Raw genomic sequence first — 17,245 nt, 5'->3', positions numbered from 1 at the left:
GGGAGATGGACGCACACACGCTGCGTGATGCGGTGAGGGAACGCTATGCTGAACGTGCTCGAAATACGGCCAACGGCGAGATGGGAGGATGCTGTGGTTCTCAACCGCAGACCGAAGAACTCCCGATCGCAGGTGGATGCTGTGGCTCCGCGGCCGGAGTGAATGACCTGGGGAGGGTCATTGGGTACTCGGACGACGAACTCTCTGCGGTACCTGCCGGAGCGAACCTCGGTCTGGGATGCGGAAACCCGCAGGCCATCGCGAACCTGAAGCCAGGTGAGACTGTTCTCGACCTGGGATCAGGGGCGGGGTTCGATTGCTTCCTCGCCGCCCGCCAGGTCGGGGAAGGCGGGAAGGTGATTGGTGTCGACATGACCCCTGAGATGCTGAGGCGAGCCCGTGAGAACGCCCGGGCGGGTGGGTACACGAATGTGGAGTTCCGCCTCGGCGAGATTGAGCACCTCCCTGTGGCAGACCAGAGTGTCGATGTCATCATCTCGAACTGCGTGATCAACCTATCGCCCGAGAAGGAGCAGGTGTTCAAGGAGGCATTCCGGGTTCTGCGCCCCGGGGGGCGGATCGCCGTTTCTGACATGGTGAGTCGCGCGCCGCTTCCGCCTGAGGTGAGAGCTGACATGGCGCTCTACGCAGGGTGCGTGGCCGGGGCGGCGACGATTGATGAACTGGAAGCGATGCTCGCCGACGCAGGTTTCGTCGATATCGTTATCCGACCGCAGGACAGCCAGCAGTTGCTTCAGGCCTGGGGCGCATCTGAAGGCCTGGAGAATCAGGTGTTCTCTGCCTCGATCGAGGCCAGGAAGCCGTTGGGGTAGGACAACATGCAGCGGCAGGGCGCACGCGGTAGTGTGCATCCCTGCCGTTTCGTGTCTCTATCGGGTGTTGGCATCGCCCGACGTGACTTGCCGGTCCTGATCCCGAGACCCGCACGGTCGCAAACTGCTTGTTTCCCTGTTCCTAGCATGTAGTGATGAGCTGTTGGTCAGAGGATGAATCGGATATGCCGGCTGTTACCTTCCCGAGTGATACGGTGAGAAGTACCATAAGTAGTCGTTGCGTGGAGCCGGCAACCCATCGGGCCCCATGCCCCGGCGACGCAGCCCTGGGACGGGACACTGACACGTTAGGCTTCGGGAGGGCAAGAAGTGCGGCGGATTTCCACTTAGCGCGCAGGCGAAGTCGAAATTCGCCGCAGTTCATCCACGGCACGGCGGCATGTGGGGGAGATTGCCGTTGCGTGGGTCTCCCGGTTTCGGCCAGGAGGCTGCCGAGAACTGCCTCCAGCGAGAAATCCCGCTTTACCCCGCGCGGTGATCGCCCCAACGAAAGCAGGCCACCATCAGCTTACCGAACTGCGTTCCCCAGTCGCTAAGATGGTTGATGCCCACGGCGCGCCAGCCCTGGTGCTGGTAGATCCTGATCAGGCTGTTTCCGATGACTGTGGAGCGCAGGAGGCCCAGGTGCATGGGTTTGGCGATATTCGGTGATGAGAAGTCGATGACCACCGTCCCCCCCCCCCGGCCACTGCCCGTCGGCGATGAGCCGGCGCAGCCCAGCTGTGCGGGGCGACACGGCCAGGTCTGCCGCGATGGCGGCCGGCGACCGGCGCATGCTCCTCGGCACGGGGTAGCAAGGGAAGGCGATGTCGCCCATCTTCGAAGCCGGAGCCTACGCCAGGTGCGCGACGACCCATTCCGTATCGCAGGATAGGTGGCCCAGCCAAGGCTGCCGCCACCTGCAGGTGGAACACCTGCATTTACCATCCCTCCAGAACAGAAACGCCCGTCTCTCCGTCATGCCCGGAGAGACGGGCCGATCCCGCGGTACCACTCTCATTGCGCCCCCGAGAAAGGGAGCCACTCTGCCCGCTGTACTGGACGGACCCATCGCGTCCCAGGGGCCTGTCAAGAATTGTCCGCCCTCTCCTCCAGGTGCGCGGTGGAGTTGGCCAACAGCACCACGCGCTGCTGAGGCGTGATGCGCCAGAGGTGCACTCCCGTATCGCCGGTGCTCAGCCAGACGTTGCTCTGCAGGGGCAGCCCGAGGAAAGCGCGGAAGAGCATGGTGATGGTGCCGCCGTGAGCCACGATCGCCACCCGCTGATCCGGATCCACCGTGTGCACCAGTTCAGCGAAGACCGCTTCCACCCGGGCGCGGAACTCCAACTCCGACTCCCCGCCGGGAATCCGCTCGTGGTACCGCCGCCCGCCCGGGGGTGGCGGGTACTTCTTCCTGGCCTCATCCCGGGGCAGTCCGGCCAGCACGCCGTTGTCCATCTCCATCAGGCCGTCTTTGAAGACGAGCGGCGCGCCGGTTCGCGCGGCGATGGTCCGGGCCGTCTCGGCCGCCCGCAGCAGGGGGCTTGACCAGATGACGTCGGGTACGGCGTGCCGCGCCACCCAGTCGGCCACCCGGCCCGCCTGCGCCCGGCCGAGGTCCGTCAGGGGGAAGTCGGCACGCCCTTCGTGCCGGCCGGTCAGGTCGGCCTCCGATTGTCCGTGGCGTATGACGAGCAACTCCATGTCTCCCGCTCTCCCTTTCCCTGGTGTTCCCATCTGGAGAATACGGGAGAGTGAACATCCGGTCCTGCCTGTCGCGCAGGGGGCGGTTCATCCCCATTCCATCCCGCCAGGGACTGTGGCACTGCTGGGTTGCCGGCCCGAAAACCCGGGCGGGCGAGTTGCCCGTTGGGAGGATAGGGTCTAGCTCACGGATCGGGTCGCCGCCCTACCGGATGCGGAGCATGCGGAAGGGGGCGGCTGGTTCTACGGGTACGGCCGGTGGTCACCAAAGGCTGGGATGGAGGCACGACTCACTGGCTATGGGAATCGGCGGGGAGGGACGGTAAGATATCATTGTAATGAAAGGGTGAGTAAGTTGAGCATGAAACGAGGCGGCGAAAGGCCCGCCATTTTTTGGTTTGAGGACTTGCTGGACCACGTTTCGGATGCGATGTTGCTTACTCACGAGAACGGTGTGATACGCTACTGCAACCCCAGCGCAGGCAGGCTCTTCGGGTATACCGTGGAGGCCCTGGTCGGGCGCGCAGTCGATGACCTCCTGGAAGCCGGCCGGGCCCTGCTGGCCGGGGGAGAGCGGCGGGCCGTGCACACGAGCGCCATCCGAAAGGATGGCGCTCCGCTGTGCGTCCTCGTCACCATGCACCGCTGCAGGGACGGGCTGATCCAGCTGATCGTCCGGGAGCGTGCGCGCCCGCACTGCGACCAGGAAGCCTGCTACCGCGCCGTCGTGGAGGACCAGATGGAGCTCATCCGCCGCTTCACGCCTGATGGCAGGCTCACGTTCGTCAACCCGGCCTTCTGCCGGTACTTCGGCCGTTCGCCGGACGAGCTCCTGGGCAGGAGCTTCCTCGAGCTTGTCCCGCCGGAGGATCACGACGCGGTGCGGCGTTCGCTCTTCTCGCTCACCCCCGACGAGCCCGTGAGCGTGGCAGAGCGCCGCTATATTGGGCCCGACGGCGAGGAGCGGTGGCAGCACTGGATCAACCGGGCGATCTTCGACGAGGCGGGCAACCTGGTGGAGTTCCAGTCGGTGGGGCGCGATATCACGGAGCAGCGGCGGGTCGAGCAGCAGCTGCGGGCGAGCGAGGCGCGCTATCGCGCCGTGGTGGAGGACCAGATGGAGCTCATCCGCCGCTTCACGCCTGATGGCAGGCTCACGTTCGTCAACCCGGCCTTCTGCCGCTATTTCGGCAGCACACAAGAAGAACTGCTCGGCCAGAGCTTCCTCACACTCTTTCCGCTGGCGGACCACGAAGAGATCCGACGCTCGCTCTTCTCGCTCACCCCTGACGAACCGGTGGGGGTGGCGGAGCGCCGCTATATTGGGCCCGACGGCGAGGAGCGGTGGCAGCACTGGATCAACCGGGCGATCTTCGACGAGGCGGGCAACCTGGTGGAGTTCCAGTCGGTGGGGCGCGATATCACGGAGCAGCGGCGGGTCGAGCAGCAGCTGCGGGCGAGCGAGGCGCGCTACCGGGCCATTGTGGAGGATCAGATCGACCTGATCCGCCGCTTCCGGCCGGACGGTGCGCTCACCTTCGTGAACCCGGCCTTCTGCCGGTACTTCGGCCGTTCGGAGGAAGAACTGATCGGCCGGAACTTCCTGACGCTTTTCCCGCCGGAGGACCACGAGGAGATCCGGCGTTCGCTCTTCTCGCTCACCCCGGACGAGCCCGTGGGCGTGGCGGAACGCCGCTGCATCGGGCCTGACGGCGAGGAGCGGTGGCAGCACTGGATCAACCGGGCGATCTTCGACGAGGCGGGGAACCTGGTGGAGTTTCAGTCCGTGGGGCGCGACATCACGGAGCAGCGGCGGATGGAGCAGCAGCTGCGGGCGAGCGAGGCGCGCTACCGTGCCGTGGTCGAGGACCAGACCGACCTGATCCGCCGCTTTACGCCCGACGGCAGGCTCACGTTCGTCAACCCGGCGTTCTGCCGCTTCTACGGCAAGTCTGAGGCCGAGCTCCTGGGCCAGAACTACATCGACCTGGTCTACCCGGAGGACCGGGAGATGGTCCTGCAGCGCATGGCGACGATCTGCCCCGACAACCCCAGCGTGATCACGGAGCCCCGCATCCTGCGCCCGGGCGGCGAGATCGGGTGGATTCAGTATGTCAACCGGGGGATCTTTGACGAGGCGGGGAACCTGGTGGAGGTCCAGTCGGTGGGGCGCGATATCACGGCGCAGAAGGAGGCCGAGATTCGCGTTGCTGAGGCGCGCGAGGCGACCAACCGGGCCTCCCGCTTGACGACTCTGGCCATCATCGGCGGGGGCATCGCCCACGAAATCAACCAGCCCCTCAATGCCATCCGGATTCTGGCCGAGACCGGGCTCTGCCTCTGCGAACGGAAGGGAACCCCGCCGCTTGAGGGGATGACGGAATGCCTCACCAACATCTCGCGCCAGGTCGACCGCATCGACGCGATCGTCAACCAGCTGCGCTCGGTGCTGAAGAACAACCAGCACCGGCAGTACGAGTACTGCGACCTGAACCAGGTGGTTGAGGCCTCGCTGATCCTGATGGAACGGCGGATTCAGGCGCACCGGATTCGTCTGCGCAAGGCGCTGGCTGAGGAGCTTCCCCCGGTCTACGGCTCCTTCGTCTCGCTCGAAGAGGTGCTGATCAACCTCCTGAACAACGCCATGCAGGCGCTGGACGACGCGAGGAGCCCCGACAAGCAGATCGTGGTGCGCACCTGGGCGGACCGCCGGGTCTACCTGGAGGTCGCGGACAATGGCCCGGGCTTTGACCCCGGCGTGCGGGCGCGCATCTTTGAGCCGTTCTTCACGACCAAGTCCGGGAACTCGATGGGGATGGGGCTGGCCATTGTGGAGTCGATTGTGACCGCGAGCAACGGCCGCCTGGAACTGGACGACGGCCCCGAGGGCGGAGCGGTCGTGAGGGTGTCTTTCCCGATTGCCAAACCGTCCTGAGGAGGGAGCGTGAGGGCATGCGCATCTTGCTTGTGGATGACGACGGCGAGGGCCGGTCCTACCTCGCGCGCTTCCTGGAGCTGCATGGCCATACCGTCATCGAATGCGGTTCCGGTGAGGAGGCGCTGCAGCGCTATCAGGAGGGCCAGTTCGAGCTGGTCCTCTCAGACATACGCATGGGCGGCATGACGGGAATCGACCTGGTCAGCGCCGTCCGGGAACTGGACCTGGAGCCCGCGGCCGACGTGGTGCTCTACACGGGCGATGTGGACGTGGCCCTGGCCATCGCCGCGCTACGGGCCGGCGCGTTCGACTATCTGACGAAGCCGATCAACATTCAGGAACTGCACGCGGTGCTTCAGCGTGTGGAGGAGCACCAGGCGCTCCTGCGGGAGAACCGGATGCTGACGGAGCACTTCAATGAGCGGGTTCAGGAAGCCACAGCCGACGTGCGGTACCAGCTCAAACACCTGCGGGAGCTGGTCGCGGAGCAGGCCGGCATCACGAAATTCTGCGCGTACTCGCCCGCCTCGCGCCGCGTGGTGGAGCAGGCCCGGCGGTACCACACGGACCGCTCGCTGCCCGTGCTGATCCAGGGCGAGACCGGCGTGGGCAAGGAGGTGATCGCCAACATCATTCACTACGGCGACCTGGAGAACGCCGGTCCCTTCGTGGACATCAACTGCGCGGCCCTCACGCCCACGCTGTTCGAGAGCGAGCTGTTCGGCTACGAGGCGGGCGCCTTCACCGGCGCGACGACCAGGGGGCAGAAGGGGAAGCTGGATGCGGCCAAAGGCGGCACGCTTTTTCTGGACGAGATCGGCGAGATCCCCGTCGAACTGCAGGCCAAACTGCTGCGGGTGCTGGAGGAGAAGAGCTTCTACCGGGTGGGCGGGCTGAAGAAGGTCCAGACCGACGTGCGCATTATCGCGGCCACCAACGTCGACCTTGAACAGCGCGTGGAGGAGGGCCTTTTCCGCAAGGACCTGTACTTCCGGCTCAACGTCGGCCGCATTGTGATTCCCCCGCTCCGGGAGCGGCCGGAGGACATCCTGCCCATGGCGATGATGTACCTGCAGGACTTCTCCCGCTCCCGGGGGCGCCGGTTCGCCCGGATCAGCGAGGGGGCGGCGCACCTGCTCCTCACCTACCACTGGCCGGGGAACTGCCGGGAGCTCCGCAACCTGATGGAGTGGGTCTCCTTCATGTTCGACGACGAGGAGCTGAAACCCGAGCACCTGCGGCACATCGCCCAGGAGAGCGGGGCGGCGCCCCGGGCGCCGGAGCCGGCTCCCGATCAGGCGCAGGCCGCATCGCCACCCGCTGGGGAAGAGGAGGCCGATCCCGCGTCCGGGCCGGAGCGCTTCAATCTGGAGTACCACACGGAGCAGCTCATCAGGGCTGCACTTCAGGAGTACGGGGGAAACAAGACCCAGGCGGCCAGGGCCCTGGGCATCTCGCTCCGGACGCTGTACAACCGCCTGGAGCGCATGGAAAACCCATCATAGCCGTTCCGCGGATGAGCCGCAGCGCTGGCTCATCTGTTCCTCTTCAGGGCGGGCGTCTCCGGCTGGTATGCTTCTTGCTTAATAAGCCAGGCGGCCACCTGGCGGTGGTCCGGGATGCCTGCAAAGGGGAGGATCGGCATGGGAGGATTCTGTGGGCGGCTGCTGCGCGTGGACCTGACGACGGGCCGGGTGCGGACGGAGCCGCTGGATCCGTTCACCGCGCGTCGGGCCATCGGCCCCAGGGGATTGGCGGCGGCGTACCTGCTGCCTGAGCTGGACCCGCAGGCGGATCCGCAGGGTCCCGCCAACAAGCTGGCCTTTGCCGCGGGCGTTTGCGCAGGGCTGCCGCTGCCGGGCTTCTCCCGCGTCGTGGTGGCGGGCCTCTCCCCGCTGACGGGACTTTACGGGGAGGCCGGGGTGGGCGGGGGGTGGGGAGCCGCCCTGAAGCACAGCGGCTTTGACCTCTGCCTGATTGAGGGCAGCGCGCCCGCTCCGGTTTACCTGGAGATTGGGCAGGGCACGGCGAAGCTGCGGGACGCGGCCTGCCTGTGGGGGCTCACCACCTCCGAGACGGAGCGGGCGCTTCGCAGGTCACTGTCGACTCAGCGCGTGCAGGTCGTTTCCATCGGTCAGGGGGGCGAGAACCGGGCGCCCTTCGCCTGCATCCTGCACGGCGAATGGAACACTGCCGGCAGCGCCGGGCTGGGGGCCGTGATGGGCGGCAAGCGGCTGAAGGCCGTGGTCGTGCGGGACCCGGAGACGGCGGGGGAGCCTGCGGGGCCGCGGGGGTGCGATGGCTGCCCGCTGCATTGCAGGCGCGCCGTGCCCGGGCGCAAGACCCGGTCGGCCTTCGCCGGGCTGGGGCTGGCGGACGACGGTGCGGTGGAAGAAGCCAACCGGCTCTGCAACGAGTACGGCCTTGATGCCCTGGCCGTTGCGGCTCTGCTTCAGGGGCGTCTGAACGGGGGCCGGGGCGCGGCCCGGGAGGTGCTTCGCCAGATTGTGCTTCTCGGAGAGGGCAGGCTGTCCTGTCCGCCCGCGGCCGCTCCCGTGCGACCGGCAGCCCGGGGCGGACCGGGCAGCGCACCAGCGCAGCCGGCCGTGGAGGTCCTGGGCGTCTGCAAGTGGCTGGGGGCGCCCAGTGGGCCCCTGTCCCTGCAGAACATCCTGGATGTGGTCCGCACGGCCACCGGGTGGCGCCTGACCCAGCAGGAGCTGGTCCGGGCGGGAGAGCGCACGGAAAGCGCCATCCAGGCCTTCAACCGCCTGATCCGGGCCACCGGGTAGCGGGGTGTGCAGAAACGACAAACCTTGAACGATCGCACCGTGCATGCAGAATTTGCATGCACGGTCGCCGGATGCAGCGATTGCATGCACGTGCAAAATCGGCACGGATTGAACCGCCGAACTCGCTCGCCCTGCCGGCGCCGGCCTCAGGCTGCCCTGCGGCGGCAAGTTAGTGAACGCACGAACAGGATGGCACGACTCTTGCTTCTCTTCTCCGCCCGGGGCCCCCACTATTCGGCAGTGAAGAGGAGGAAGCAAGCGTGGCATTTGCAACGCCGAAGGAAGTCGCACTGGCTGTCACTGAGGCAAATGCAAACCGGACGAGGAACACCCTGGCCAACCTGATCATCCTGGGATTCCTGGGAGGCGCCTTCACTGGCTTCGGCGCGGAGGCGGCGACAATGGCGTCGCACGACCTCACCGCCCTGGGCGCCGGCCTGCAGCAGTTCGTGAAGGGTTCCATCTTCTCGGTGGGCGTCATCTTCACCATCATCTGCGGCGGAGAACTCTTCACCGGAAATGCGCTCATGTGGCTGCCTTTCATCGACAGGCGCATCTCCTTCCAGGAGATGCTGAGCACCCTGCTGGTGGTTCTGTTCTCCAACGTCGCCGGCGCCGTGCTGGTGGCCTGGCTGATGGCTCAGAGCGGGCTCTTCCTGTTCAACGATGCCAAACTCGGCGCGGAAGCGCTGGCCACTGCGGTGACGAAGGTCAACCTGCCCTGGAGCCAGGTCTTCGTCCGCGGCATCCTCTGCAATTGGATGATCTGCGCGGGCGTCTGGATGTCGTTCGCCGCGAAGGACGTGATCTCGAAGATCGCCTCGCTCTACATCGGGGTTATGGTCTTCGTGATGAGCGGCTTTGAAAACAGCGTGGCCAACTTCTACTACCTGCCCGCCGGCTGGTTCGCCAAGCAGGTTCCCGCCGTCGTTGAGGCTGCGGGCCCCGGGGCCATGGCTGACACCGTCACCTGGGCCAACATTATCACCCACAACTGGATTCCCTCGGCGCTCGGCAACTTCGTCGGCGCGGCCACCTTCGTTGCCAGCCTCTACTGGTTCGTCTACGTCCGGAAGGCTCCGGCCGTCGTGCCCGCCAACTCCTGGGCACACGCCGGGGGTGACTAGGCATAGGAGGAAAGCATGTGAAACAAGTCCTGACAACCTGCCCCTACTGCGGTACGGGCTGCACCTTCTACCTCAACGTTGAAGACGATCGGATCGTGAGCGTCACCCCCAACGACGCCAATTCTGTCAACCAGGGCATCCTCTGCCTGAAGGGCCACTTCGGCTTCGACTTCGTGGACAACAAGAAGCGGCTCACCAACCCGCTCATCCGCAAGAACGGCGAGCTGGTGGAGGCCTCGTGGGATGAGGCCATTGACCTCGTCGCCTCCAAGATGAAGGAGACGATCGAGCAGCACGGCCCCGATGCCCTGGCTGCATTCAGCTCTGCACGCTGCACCAACGAAGAGAACTACCTGATGCAGAAGCTGATGCGCGCAGTGGTCGGCACCAACAACATCGACCACTGCGCCCGTCTCTGACACGCGCCGACTGTGTCCGGTCTGGGCACTGCGTTTGGCTCCGGCGCGATGACCAATACCATCAACGAACTGCAGCAGATGGGTCCGAACGACGCCATCTTCGCCATCGGCACCAACACCACGGAGTGCCATCCGATCATCGGCATCCGGATGTTGGAGGCCCATCGGCGGGGGGCGCGGCTGATCGTCGCCGACCCCCGCGAGACCGAGCTGGCCAAGCATGCCGACGTCTACCTGCGCCACAACCCCGGCTCTGACGTGGCGCTGCTCAACGCCATGATGTACGTCATCCTCACGGAGGGGCTGGCGGACGAGGCGTTTATCAAGAGCCGCACGGAGAACTTCGAGGCCTGCCGCGAAACGGTGCTGAAGTACAGCCCTGAGCGGGTGGAGGGGATCACCGGCGTGCCGGCGGAGAAGGTCCGCCAGGCCGCCCGGCTCTTCGCCACGGCCGAGAACGGCGCCACCTACTACACCATGGGCATCACGCAGCACACCTCGGGCGTGGACAACGTGCTCTCGGTCGCCAACCTGGCGATGCTGACGGGCAACCTGGGCAAGCCCAGGGCGGGCGTCAACCCGCTGCGCGGACAGAACAACGTGCAGGGGGCCTGCGACATGGGGGCCCTGCCCAACGTCTACCCGGCCTACCAGCCGGTGACCGATCCCAAGGTGCGGGAGAAGTTCGAGAAGGCCTGGGGCCGCAAGCTGAGCGACAAGGTGGGCATGGCCATCTCCGACGTGCTCCGCGGCATCGAAGAGGGCAAGGTCAGGTTCCTCTACGTCTTCGGCGAGAACCCCATGCGCTCCGACCCCGACGTCAACCATGTGCGCCACTGCCTGGAGAAGGTGGAATTCCTCGTGGTGCAGGACATTTTCCTCACCGAGTCCGCCGCCATGGCCGACGTGGTGCTCCCGGGCACGACGTGGGCCGAAAAGGACGGGACCTTCTCCAACACGGAGCGCAGGGTGCAGCGGGTCCGCCAGGCCGTGGAGCCCCGGGGCAACGCCCGGCCCGACTGGCAGATCCTGCGGGACCTCATCCGGGCCATGGGCTACCCGGCGGACTACAGCTCGCCCGAGGAGATCTTCAACGAGATCCGCACCGTAGCGCCCTCCTACGCGGGCATGACCTACGAGCGGCTGGAGAAGCTGGGCGGCATCCACTGGCCCTGCCCCACCGAGGAGCACCCGGGCACGCCGATCCTGCACGTGGGCAAGTTCAGCCGGGGGCTCGGCAGGTTCTCCGCCGTTGACTGGCGGCCGCCGGCGGAGCTGCCCGACGACGAATACCCGCTGGTGCTGACCACGGGCCGGCGGACGGCGCACTACCACACCGGCACCATGACCCGCAACTGCTGGGGGCTGGACGGCGTGGCGCCGGAGGAGTGGGTGGAGATCAGCCCAGAGGACGCCGCCGACCTGGGCATCGCCCACGGCGACCATGTCCGGTTGACCACCCGCCGCGGCTCGGTCGTGGCCAGAGCCGAGGTGACGGACCGGGTGCCGAAGGGCGTCACCTTCATCACCTTCCACTACACCGAATCCGCCGGCAACCTGCTGACCAACAGCGCTCTGGACCCGGTCTCCAAGACCCCGGAGTACAAGGTCTGCGCCGTGCGGGTGGAAAAGGTCAGTGCCTAACTTTGCGAGAGGAGGCCTGCGACGATGTGCGCGCTCAACGCCTTTGTGGTGGCGGATCCCAATAAGTGTATCGGCTGCAAGGTCTGTGAGGTTGCCTGTGCCGTGGTCCACTCCGACGTCCCGGTGAAGACCGTTGGCCAGATGACCACCCCCATCATCCCCCGGCTCTACCTGGTGAAGACCGCCGAGGTGACCATGCCGGTCCAGTGCCGGCACTGCGAGGATGCCCCCTGCGCGAACGCCTGCCCGGTCGGGGCGATCACGCAGCGGGACGGCATCATCTACGTGGATCAGGAGGCCTGCGTGGGCTGCAAGACCTGCATGTTGGCCTGCCCCTTCGGCGCCATGGAGATGGTGCCGTACTACAGGAATGGCGAGCGGGTCAAGCAGCTGCGGCTGACGGAGGAGACCGGTGAGGGCCCGGTGCTGCAGGATGCCTTCGTCGCCAGCAAGTGCGACCGCTGCATCGGGGTCGAGGGCGGCCCGGCCTGCGTGGCCAACTGCCCGAAGGAGGCCCTGCGCGTCGTCCGGCCCGATGAGCTGCGCCGGACCCGGAACCTGGAAGCGGCGCTGGCCGTGCTCGAATCGGTTAAGAACGTCATCGGGTAGGAGGGACCACCGTGATTTACATCGATCAGGAACTCTGTACCGGTTGCCGGAGCTGTGCCGACGTCTGCCCGGTTGACGCCATCGTCGGCGAGTTCGGTCAGCCCCAGTCGGTTGACCAGGAGCTCTGCGTGATGTGCGGCCAGTGCGTCCAGGTCTGCAGCTCGTACGCCTCGATCCTGGACGAGGGGATCGCTCCCCGCGAGCAGAAGCTGGCCGAACGCGCGATGCTGCCTTCGGTGAAGGAGCCGCTCTTCGCCGCCTACAACCAGGGCAAGGCCCTGAAGGTGAAGGAGGCCCTGGCGGACCCCGATAAGTACGTCATGGTCCAGGTCGCGCCGGCGGTGCGCGTGGCGATCGCCGAGGAGTTCGGCATGCCGCTGGGCAGCCTGGCCCCTGGCCAGATGGCCGCGGCCCTGCGGAGGCTGGGCTTCGACCGGATCTACTCCACCGACTTCACCGCCGACCTGACCATCATGGAGGAGGGGCATGAGCTGATCGAGCGGGTGACCAAGGGCGGCACCCTGCCCATGTTCACCAGCTGCTGCCCCGCCTGGGTGAAGTACCTGGAGCAGACCTACCCCGAGCTGCTGCCGCACCTCTCCTCCTGCAAGTCGCCGCAGCAGATGGCGGGCGCGCTGTTCAAGACCTACGGGGCCAAGGTGGACAAGGTCGACCCGGCGAAGGTCTACAGCGTCTCCGTGATGCCCTGCACCTGCAAGGACTTCGAGGCCAACCGGCCGGAGATGAAGGCCAGCGGCCACCAGGACGTGGACGTGGTCATTACCACCCGCGAGCTGGCGCACCTGATCAAGGATGCGGGCATCGACTTTGCCTCGCTGACGGAGGAAGAGTACGATCGGCCGCTGGGGCTCTACACGGGCGCGGGCACCATCTTCGGGGCGACCGGCGGCGTGATGGAGGCGGCCCTGCGCACCGCCTACGAGGTCATCACCAAGAAGCCCATCCCCGAACTGGACCTGGAGTACGTGCGGGGCGGAGAGGGCGTGCGCTACGCCACGGTGCAGGTGGGCGACCTGGAGCTGAAGGTCTGCGTGGTCTCGGGGCTGAAGCACGTCGCCCCCGTGCTGGAGCAGGTGAAGGCGGGCACGGCCGACTTCCACTTCATGGAGGTCATGACCTGCCCGGTGGGCTGCGTCTCGGGCGGCGGCCAGCCCAAGGCGCTCCTGCCGAAGGACCGGATCTGCGCCCGCACGGCCCGCACGGCGTCCACCTACAAGCATGACGGCGAGCTGCGCCACCGGAAGTCCCACGAGAACCCCGACATCAAGAAGATTTACAAGGAGTTCCTGGGCAAGCCGCTGGGCGAGCAGTCGCACCACCTGCTTCACACCACCTACACGCCGAGGAGGCGTGACGCATGACGGCAAGCACCTTTGTGCTGGCCGATCCGACCAAGTGCATCGGCTGCCAGTCCTGTGAGATCGCCTGCGCGGTGGCGCACCTGGGCACGTCGATCACCACGGCCGGCGAGATGGAGGCGCCGTTTCAGCCCCGGCTGCGGGTGGTGCGCACCTCGCAGGTGACGATGCCGATCCAGTGCCGCCACTGTGAGGACGCCCCGTGCGCCAACGCCTGCCCGGTCGGGGCCATCGTGCGGCAGGACGGCGTGGTGCTGGTGAAGGAGGAGAAGTGCATCGGCTGCAAGACCTGCGTGCTGGCCTGCCCCTTCGGCGCCATGGACGTGGTGCCGGCGCTGGACAAGGGGCAGCGGGTGCGGCAGCCGGGCCTGAAGGTGCAGACGGACGAGGGCGCGGCCCCGAAGGAGCGGTACGTGGCTCACAAGTGCGACCTCTGCATCGGCCGTCCGGGCGGACCGGCCTGCGTGGAGGTCTGCCTGGCCCGGGCCCTGGTGCTGGTGAAGCGGGGGACCATGGCCCGGAGCGTGAAGAGCAGGCGGGCGGCCAGCGCGATGCAGATCGCCCGATCGGGCGTGCAGCCGGCCGGAGCGAATCGATAAAGTGGACGAAGGGCGCGTGACGCGCCCTTCTCTATTTCTGTCCGCCGGGTGCGGGCAGCCAGGGCCTGGGGCGGCGGCCCGAAGGCTGCGGGACCGGCGCCGTGGCTCGGGGCTCATGTCGGCGACCTACCTTCTGCCCACGCAAAAGCAGGCCCGTCTACCTATTGGGCAGCCGTCGGGAGGAGATGTACAATTTAAAAGGTGAATGAGGAGGAGGTGTCGGGCAGCGCTCCCCACGGAATCCAACGGATGAGCCTGAGTCCGCGGCTCATCCGTCGTCTTTTGTCCGGCGCCCCAGGGCCGGGAAGGCTCTGGCCTGCAGCCCGAATCTGCGTCGACAGGAGGATGAAATCATGGCATTTGCAACGCCGCAAGAGGTCGCACAGAGCGTGGTCGAGGCAAATGTGATCCGGTCCAGGATGTCGGTCTCCAAGATGATCGTTCTGGGCCTGCTGGCCGGCGCGTTCATCTCCATCGGCGCGCAGGGGTCCACCATGGCCTCCCACGATGTGACCGCCCTCGGCGTTGGCTTTCAACAGTTCCTGAAGGGCTCTGTCTTCTCCGTGGGGCTGATGCTGGTCATCAACTGCGGCGCGGAGCTTTTCACCGGAAACGTGCTCATGTGGATGTCTTACCTGGAGAAGCGCATCACCCTCGGGGCCCTGCTGCGGAGCTGGGGGTGGGTGCTGCTCGCCAACCTCGCCGGCGCGGTGGGCTACGCCTGGATGATGGCGCAGACCGGCCTCTTCAGCTTCAACGACGGGCGGCTTGGGCTCGCAACGCTCTCCATTGCGGTCAGCAAGATCGACCTTACCTGGACGGAGGCCTTCATGCGGGGCGTCCTCTGCAACTGGCTGGTCGGGTGCGCCGTCTGGCTGTCGTTTGCTTCGAAGGACATCATCTCCAAATTCGCGTCCTGCTACATTCCGGTCATGATGTTCGTCATGAGCGGTTTCGAGCACAGCGTGGCCAACTTCTACTACCTGCCGGCCGGCTGGTTCGCCAAGCAGAACGCCGCCGTCGTGGCGGCTGCCAACCTGGGCCCCGCGGTGGATGCGCTCACCTGGGCCAACATCATCACCAAGAACTGGATCCCGGTCGTGCTGGGCAACGTGCTCGGTTCGGCGCTCTTCGTGGCCACCTTTTACTGGTTCGCCTACGTGCGAAAGAGCGACGCCGCGGGCAGGGTGCAGACCCGGAAACTGGGGGCGACCGCTGACCAGGCCTGAGGCGCGCAGTTTGAGGGGCCTCTCCGCACGCACGGAGAGGCCCCTTCATGTGCGCCCGGCATGGGCGCTGACTTGGCGGTGTGGAGCCGCATCCGTGAGGAACTGCTCCGGGGGACCTACAGACCGCAGCCAGTCCGCCGGGTCGAAATCCCGAAACCGGGCGGCGGCAAGCGGATGTTGGGTATTCCCACCGTGATGGACCGCCTGATCCAGCAGGCACTCCTGCAAGTACTGACGCCAATCTTTGACCCGACATTCTCCGAATCCAGCTACGGCTTTCGGCCGGGGCGGCGGGGTCATGACGCGGTCAGGAAGGCACGTCACGGACAAGCGAGTGCTGCGGCTGATCCGGCGGTACTTACAGGCCGGGGTCATGCTGAACGGGGTAGTCGCGGCGACGGAGGAAGGGACGCCACAGGGCGGTCCGCTGAGCCCGCTGCTGGCGAACATCCTGCTGGATGACCTCGACGAGGAGCTGGAGCGCCGCGGGCACCACTTCGTCCGGTACGCCGATGACTGCAACATCTACGTCCGCAGCAAGCGGGCGGGAGAACGGGTCTACAGGAGCGTGCGCCACTTCCTGCAGGAGCGGTTACGGCTGAAGGTCAACGAGGAGAAGAGCGCAGTGGACCGGCCATGGAAGCGGCAGTTCCTCGGGTTTAGCTTCTACAAGCGCCGGGGAGTGCGCATCCGGCTGGCACCGAAGAGCCTGAAGCGCGTGAAGGACAAGCTTCGCACGCTGACGGACCGCAACCGCAGCGAGAGTATGGAGGACCGAATCCGACGCCTGAACGCTTACTTGCGGGGCTGGGTTGGGTACTATGCGCTCTCCGATGCCAGGTCAGCCTTTGAAAGACTCGAAGGATGGCTGAAGCGTCGGCTGCGAGCATGCGTATGGAAGCAGTGGAAGCGTGTACGCACGCGCTTTCGGGAGTTGCGCGCCCTCGGTTTGCCCGAATGGGTAGTCTGCCAACTCGCCAACAGCCGTAAAGGCCCGTGGCGGATGGCAGGTGGCCCACTACACAACGCCCTGGGCAACGCCTACTGGCGTGCCCAGGGGCTGATAAGCCTGACCGAATGCTATGAAGCTACTCGTCAATCTTGGCGAACCGCCGGATGCGGACCCGCATGTCCGGTGGTGTGAGAGGACGGGGGCTAGCCGCCCCCTCCTACTCGATCGTCGCTCCGTCAGCCGGAGCGCCTTCGGTCACTCGGCGGCCACACATCCGTCGATCATGCGCCGCATCCGGGCCACGAGCCCGGCCGACACGCCCGCGGTGGGCTGGGCGGGGGCGCGCACGGCCGTGGCCGTGTGCAGGGCCGTCGTTCCCGTCTCCCGCAGAATCTGGGCCGCGTTGGCGTGCGTGACGCCCCCGCCCACCATGATCTCCAGCGGCGATTGAGCGATCATCTCCCTGAGCGCATCGGACGCCGTCTCCGGCCGGGGCGAGCGCCCGCCGGTGAGAATGCGCTCGACGTAGGGCAGTTCCGCCACCTGCTTCAGGGCGTCCTCCTTCGGGGTGATCGCCTCGAAGGCCCGGTGGAAGGTGGCGGGCAGGCGCGCCTCGTTCAGCACGCGCAGCATCGCCTCGTGGTCCACGGTCCCCTCCGGGGTCAGCGCGCCGACAACCAGACCGTCTGCCCCCAGCTCGCGGGCGATGCGGGCGTCCTCCACCATGGCGTCGATCTCAGCCGGCGTGAAGTGGAAGGAGCCTCCCCGGGGCCGGATCATGACGTAGATGGGCAGGCGCGTGGCGCGCCGGACGGCGGCGATCACACCGTAGCTGGGCGTGACGCCCCCTTCGAGGAGATTCGCGACGAGTTCGAGCCGGTCAGCGCCACCTGCCTCTGCGGCGATGGCGTCCTCCACGGTGACGACGACAACCTCCAGTGTTGCTCGCATGGCTCCTCCTGCTTCCCTGGTCGTTGCTCTACTCTTTCCGTTACGGGGCGGCGTTCACCTGCCGGA

13 protein-coding genes and 1 pseudogene are annotated in these 17,245 nt (G+C 66.5%); 11 read left to right on the top strand and 3 right to left on the bottom strand.

Annotated elements, in window-relative coordinates; translation table 11 throughout:
• Positions 1–5: 5 nt before the first annotated feature.
• Positions 6–833 carry an arsenite methyltransferase gene (locus ACZ45O_RS13845; protein WP_464857773.1) on the top strand — a complete coding sequence of 276 codons (828 nt, stop codon included), beginning with the start codon at positions 6–8 and terminating at the stop codon, positions 831–833.
• Positions 834–1,316: 483 nt separating this feature from the next.
• Here the strand turns inward: ACZ45O_RS13845 and argS are convergent, their stop codons facing one another.
• Together argS and ACZ45O_RS13835 are read right to left on the bottom strand one after the other, a co-directional pair.
• Positions 1,317–1,523, bottom strand: coding sequence for an arginine--tRNA ligase domain-containing protein (argS, locus tag ACZ45O_RS13840; protein WP_464853785.1), 207 nt, complete (start codon positions 1,521–1,523; stop codon positions 1,317–1,319).
• Positions 1,524–1,922: 399 nt separating this feature from the next.
• Entirely contained in the window at positions 1,923–2,540 is a 618-nt protein-coding gene (locus ACZ45O_RS13835; protein ID WP_464853783.1) for a histidine phosphatase family protein, read from the bottom strand.
• A gap of 277 nt (positions 2,541–2,817) precedes the next feature.
• On the opposite strand from ACZ45O_RS13835, the gene ACZ45O_RS13830 reads away from it, so the two are divergent.
• The 10 genes and pseudogenes from ACZ45O_RS13830 to ACZ45O_RS13785 form a co-directional block, all read left to right on the top strand.
• Positions 2,818–5,475 (top strand): PAS domain-containing protein, encoded by a 2,658-nt coding sequence (locus tag ACZ45O_RS13830; protein ID WP_464853781.1) that lies wholly within the window; start codon positions 2,818–2,820, stop codon positions 5,473–5,475.
• A 17-nt stretch (positions 5,476–5,492) separates the two neighbouring features.
• Positions 5,493–6,983, top strand: coding sequence for a sigma-54-dependent transcriptional regulator (locus tag ACZ45O_RS13825; protein WP_464853779.1), 1,491 nt, complete (start codon positions 5,493–5,495; stop codon positions 6,981–6,983).
• 138 nt (positions 6,984–7,121) lie between these two features.
• Positions 7,122–8,270 (top strand): aldehyde ferredoxin oxidoreductase N-terminal domain-containing protein, encoded by a 1,149-nt coding sequence (locus ACZ45O_RS13820; protein ID WP_464853777.1) that lies wholly within the window; start codon positions 7,122–7,124, stop codon positions 8,268–8,270.
• A 260-nt stretch (positions 8,271–8,530) separates the two neighbouring features.
• A complete protein-coding gene (locus ACZ45O_RS13815; protein ID WP_464853775.1) occupies positions 8,531–9,397 on the top strand; it encodes a formate/nitrite transporter family protein in 867 nt (288 codons plus the stop codon).
• Positions 9,398–9,414: 17 nt separating this feature from the next.
• On the top strand, positions 9,415–11,460 hold the full coding sequence (fdhF, locus tag ACZ45O_RS13810) for a formate dehydrogenase subunit alpha (protein ID WP_464857771.1): 2,046 nt from the start codon (positions 9,415–9,417) through the stop codon (positions 11,458–11,460).
• Positions 11,461–11,484: 24 nt separating this feature from the next.
• Positions 11,485–12,069 carry a 4Fe-4S dicluster domain-containing protein gene (locus ACZ45O_RS13805; protein ID WP_464853773.1) on the top strand — a complete coding sequence of 195 codons (585 nt, stop codon included), beginning with the start codon at positions 11,485–11,487 and terminating at the stop codon, positions 12,067–12,069.
• 11 nt (positions 12,070–12,080) lie between these two features.
• On the top strand, positions 12,081–13,451 hold the full coding sequence (locus ACZ45O_RS13800) for a [FeFe] hydrogenase, group A (protein WP_464853772.1): 1,371 nt from the start codon (positions 12,081–12,083) through the stop codon (positions 13,449–13,451).
• Positions 13,448–14,047, top strand: coding sequence for a 4Fe-4S dicluster domain-containing protein (locus tag ACZ45O_RS13795; RefSeq protein WP_464853770.1), 600 nt, complete (start codon positions 13,448–13,450; stop codon positions 14,045–14,047). The genes ACZ45O_RS13800 and ACZ45O_RS13795 overlap by 4 nt, the downstream gene beginning before the upstream one ends.
• A 353-nt stretch (positions 14,048–14,400) precedes the next feature.
• On the top strand, positions 14,401–15,276 hold the full coding sequence (locus ACZ45O_RS13790) for a formate/nitrite transporter family protein (protein WP_464853768.1): 876 nt from the start codon (positions 14,401–14,403) through the stop codon (positions 15,274–15,276).
• A 75-nt stretch (positions 15,277–15,351) separates the two neighbouring features.
• Positions 15,352–16,420, top strand: a pseudogene (locus ACZ45O_RS13785) (group II intron reverse transcriptase/maturase); the annotation flags it as partial.
• A 63-nt stretch (positions 16,421–16,483) separates the two neighbouring features.
• Here ACZ45O_RS13785 and ACZ45O_RS13780 read toward each other — a convergent pair.
• Positions 16,484–17,179 (bottom strand): copper homeostasis protein CutC, encoded by a 696-nt coding sequence (locus ACZ45O_RS13780; RefSeq protein WP_464853766.1) that lies wholly within the window; start codon positions 17,177–17,179, stop codon positions 16,484–16,486.
• Between the last annotated feature and the right edge of the window lie 66 nt (positions 17,180–17,245).

The sequence above is a fragment of the Symbiobacterium turbinis genome, assembly GCF_055383075.1.
The sequence above is the reverse complement of the archived record's forward strand: the minus strand, read 5'-3'. Positions and strand labels throughout refer to the sequence as shown.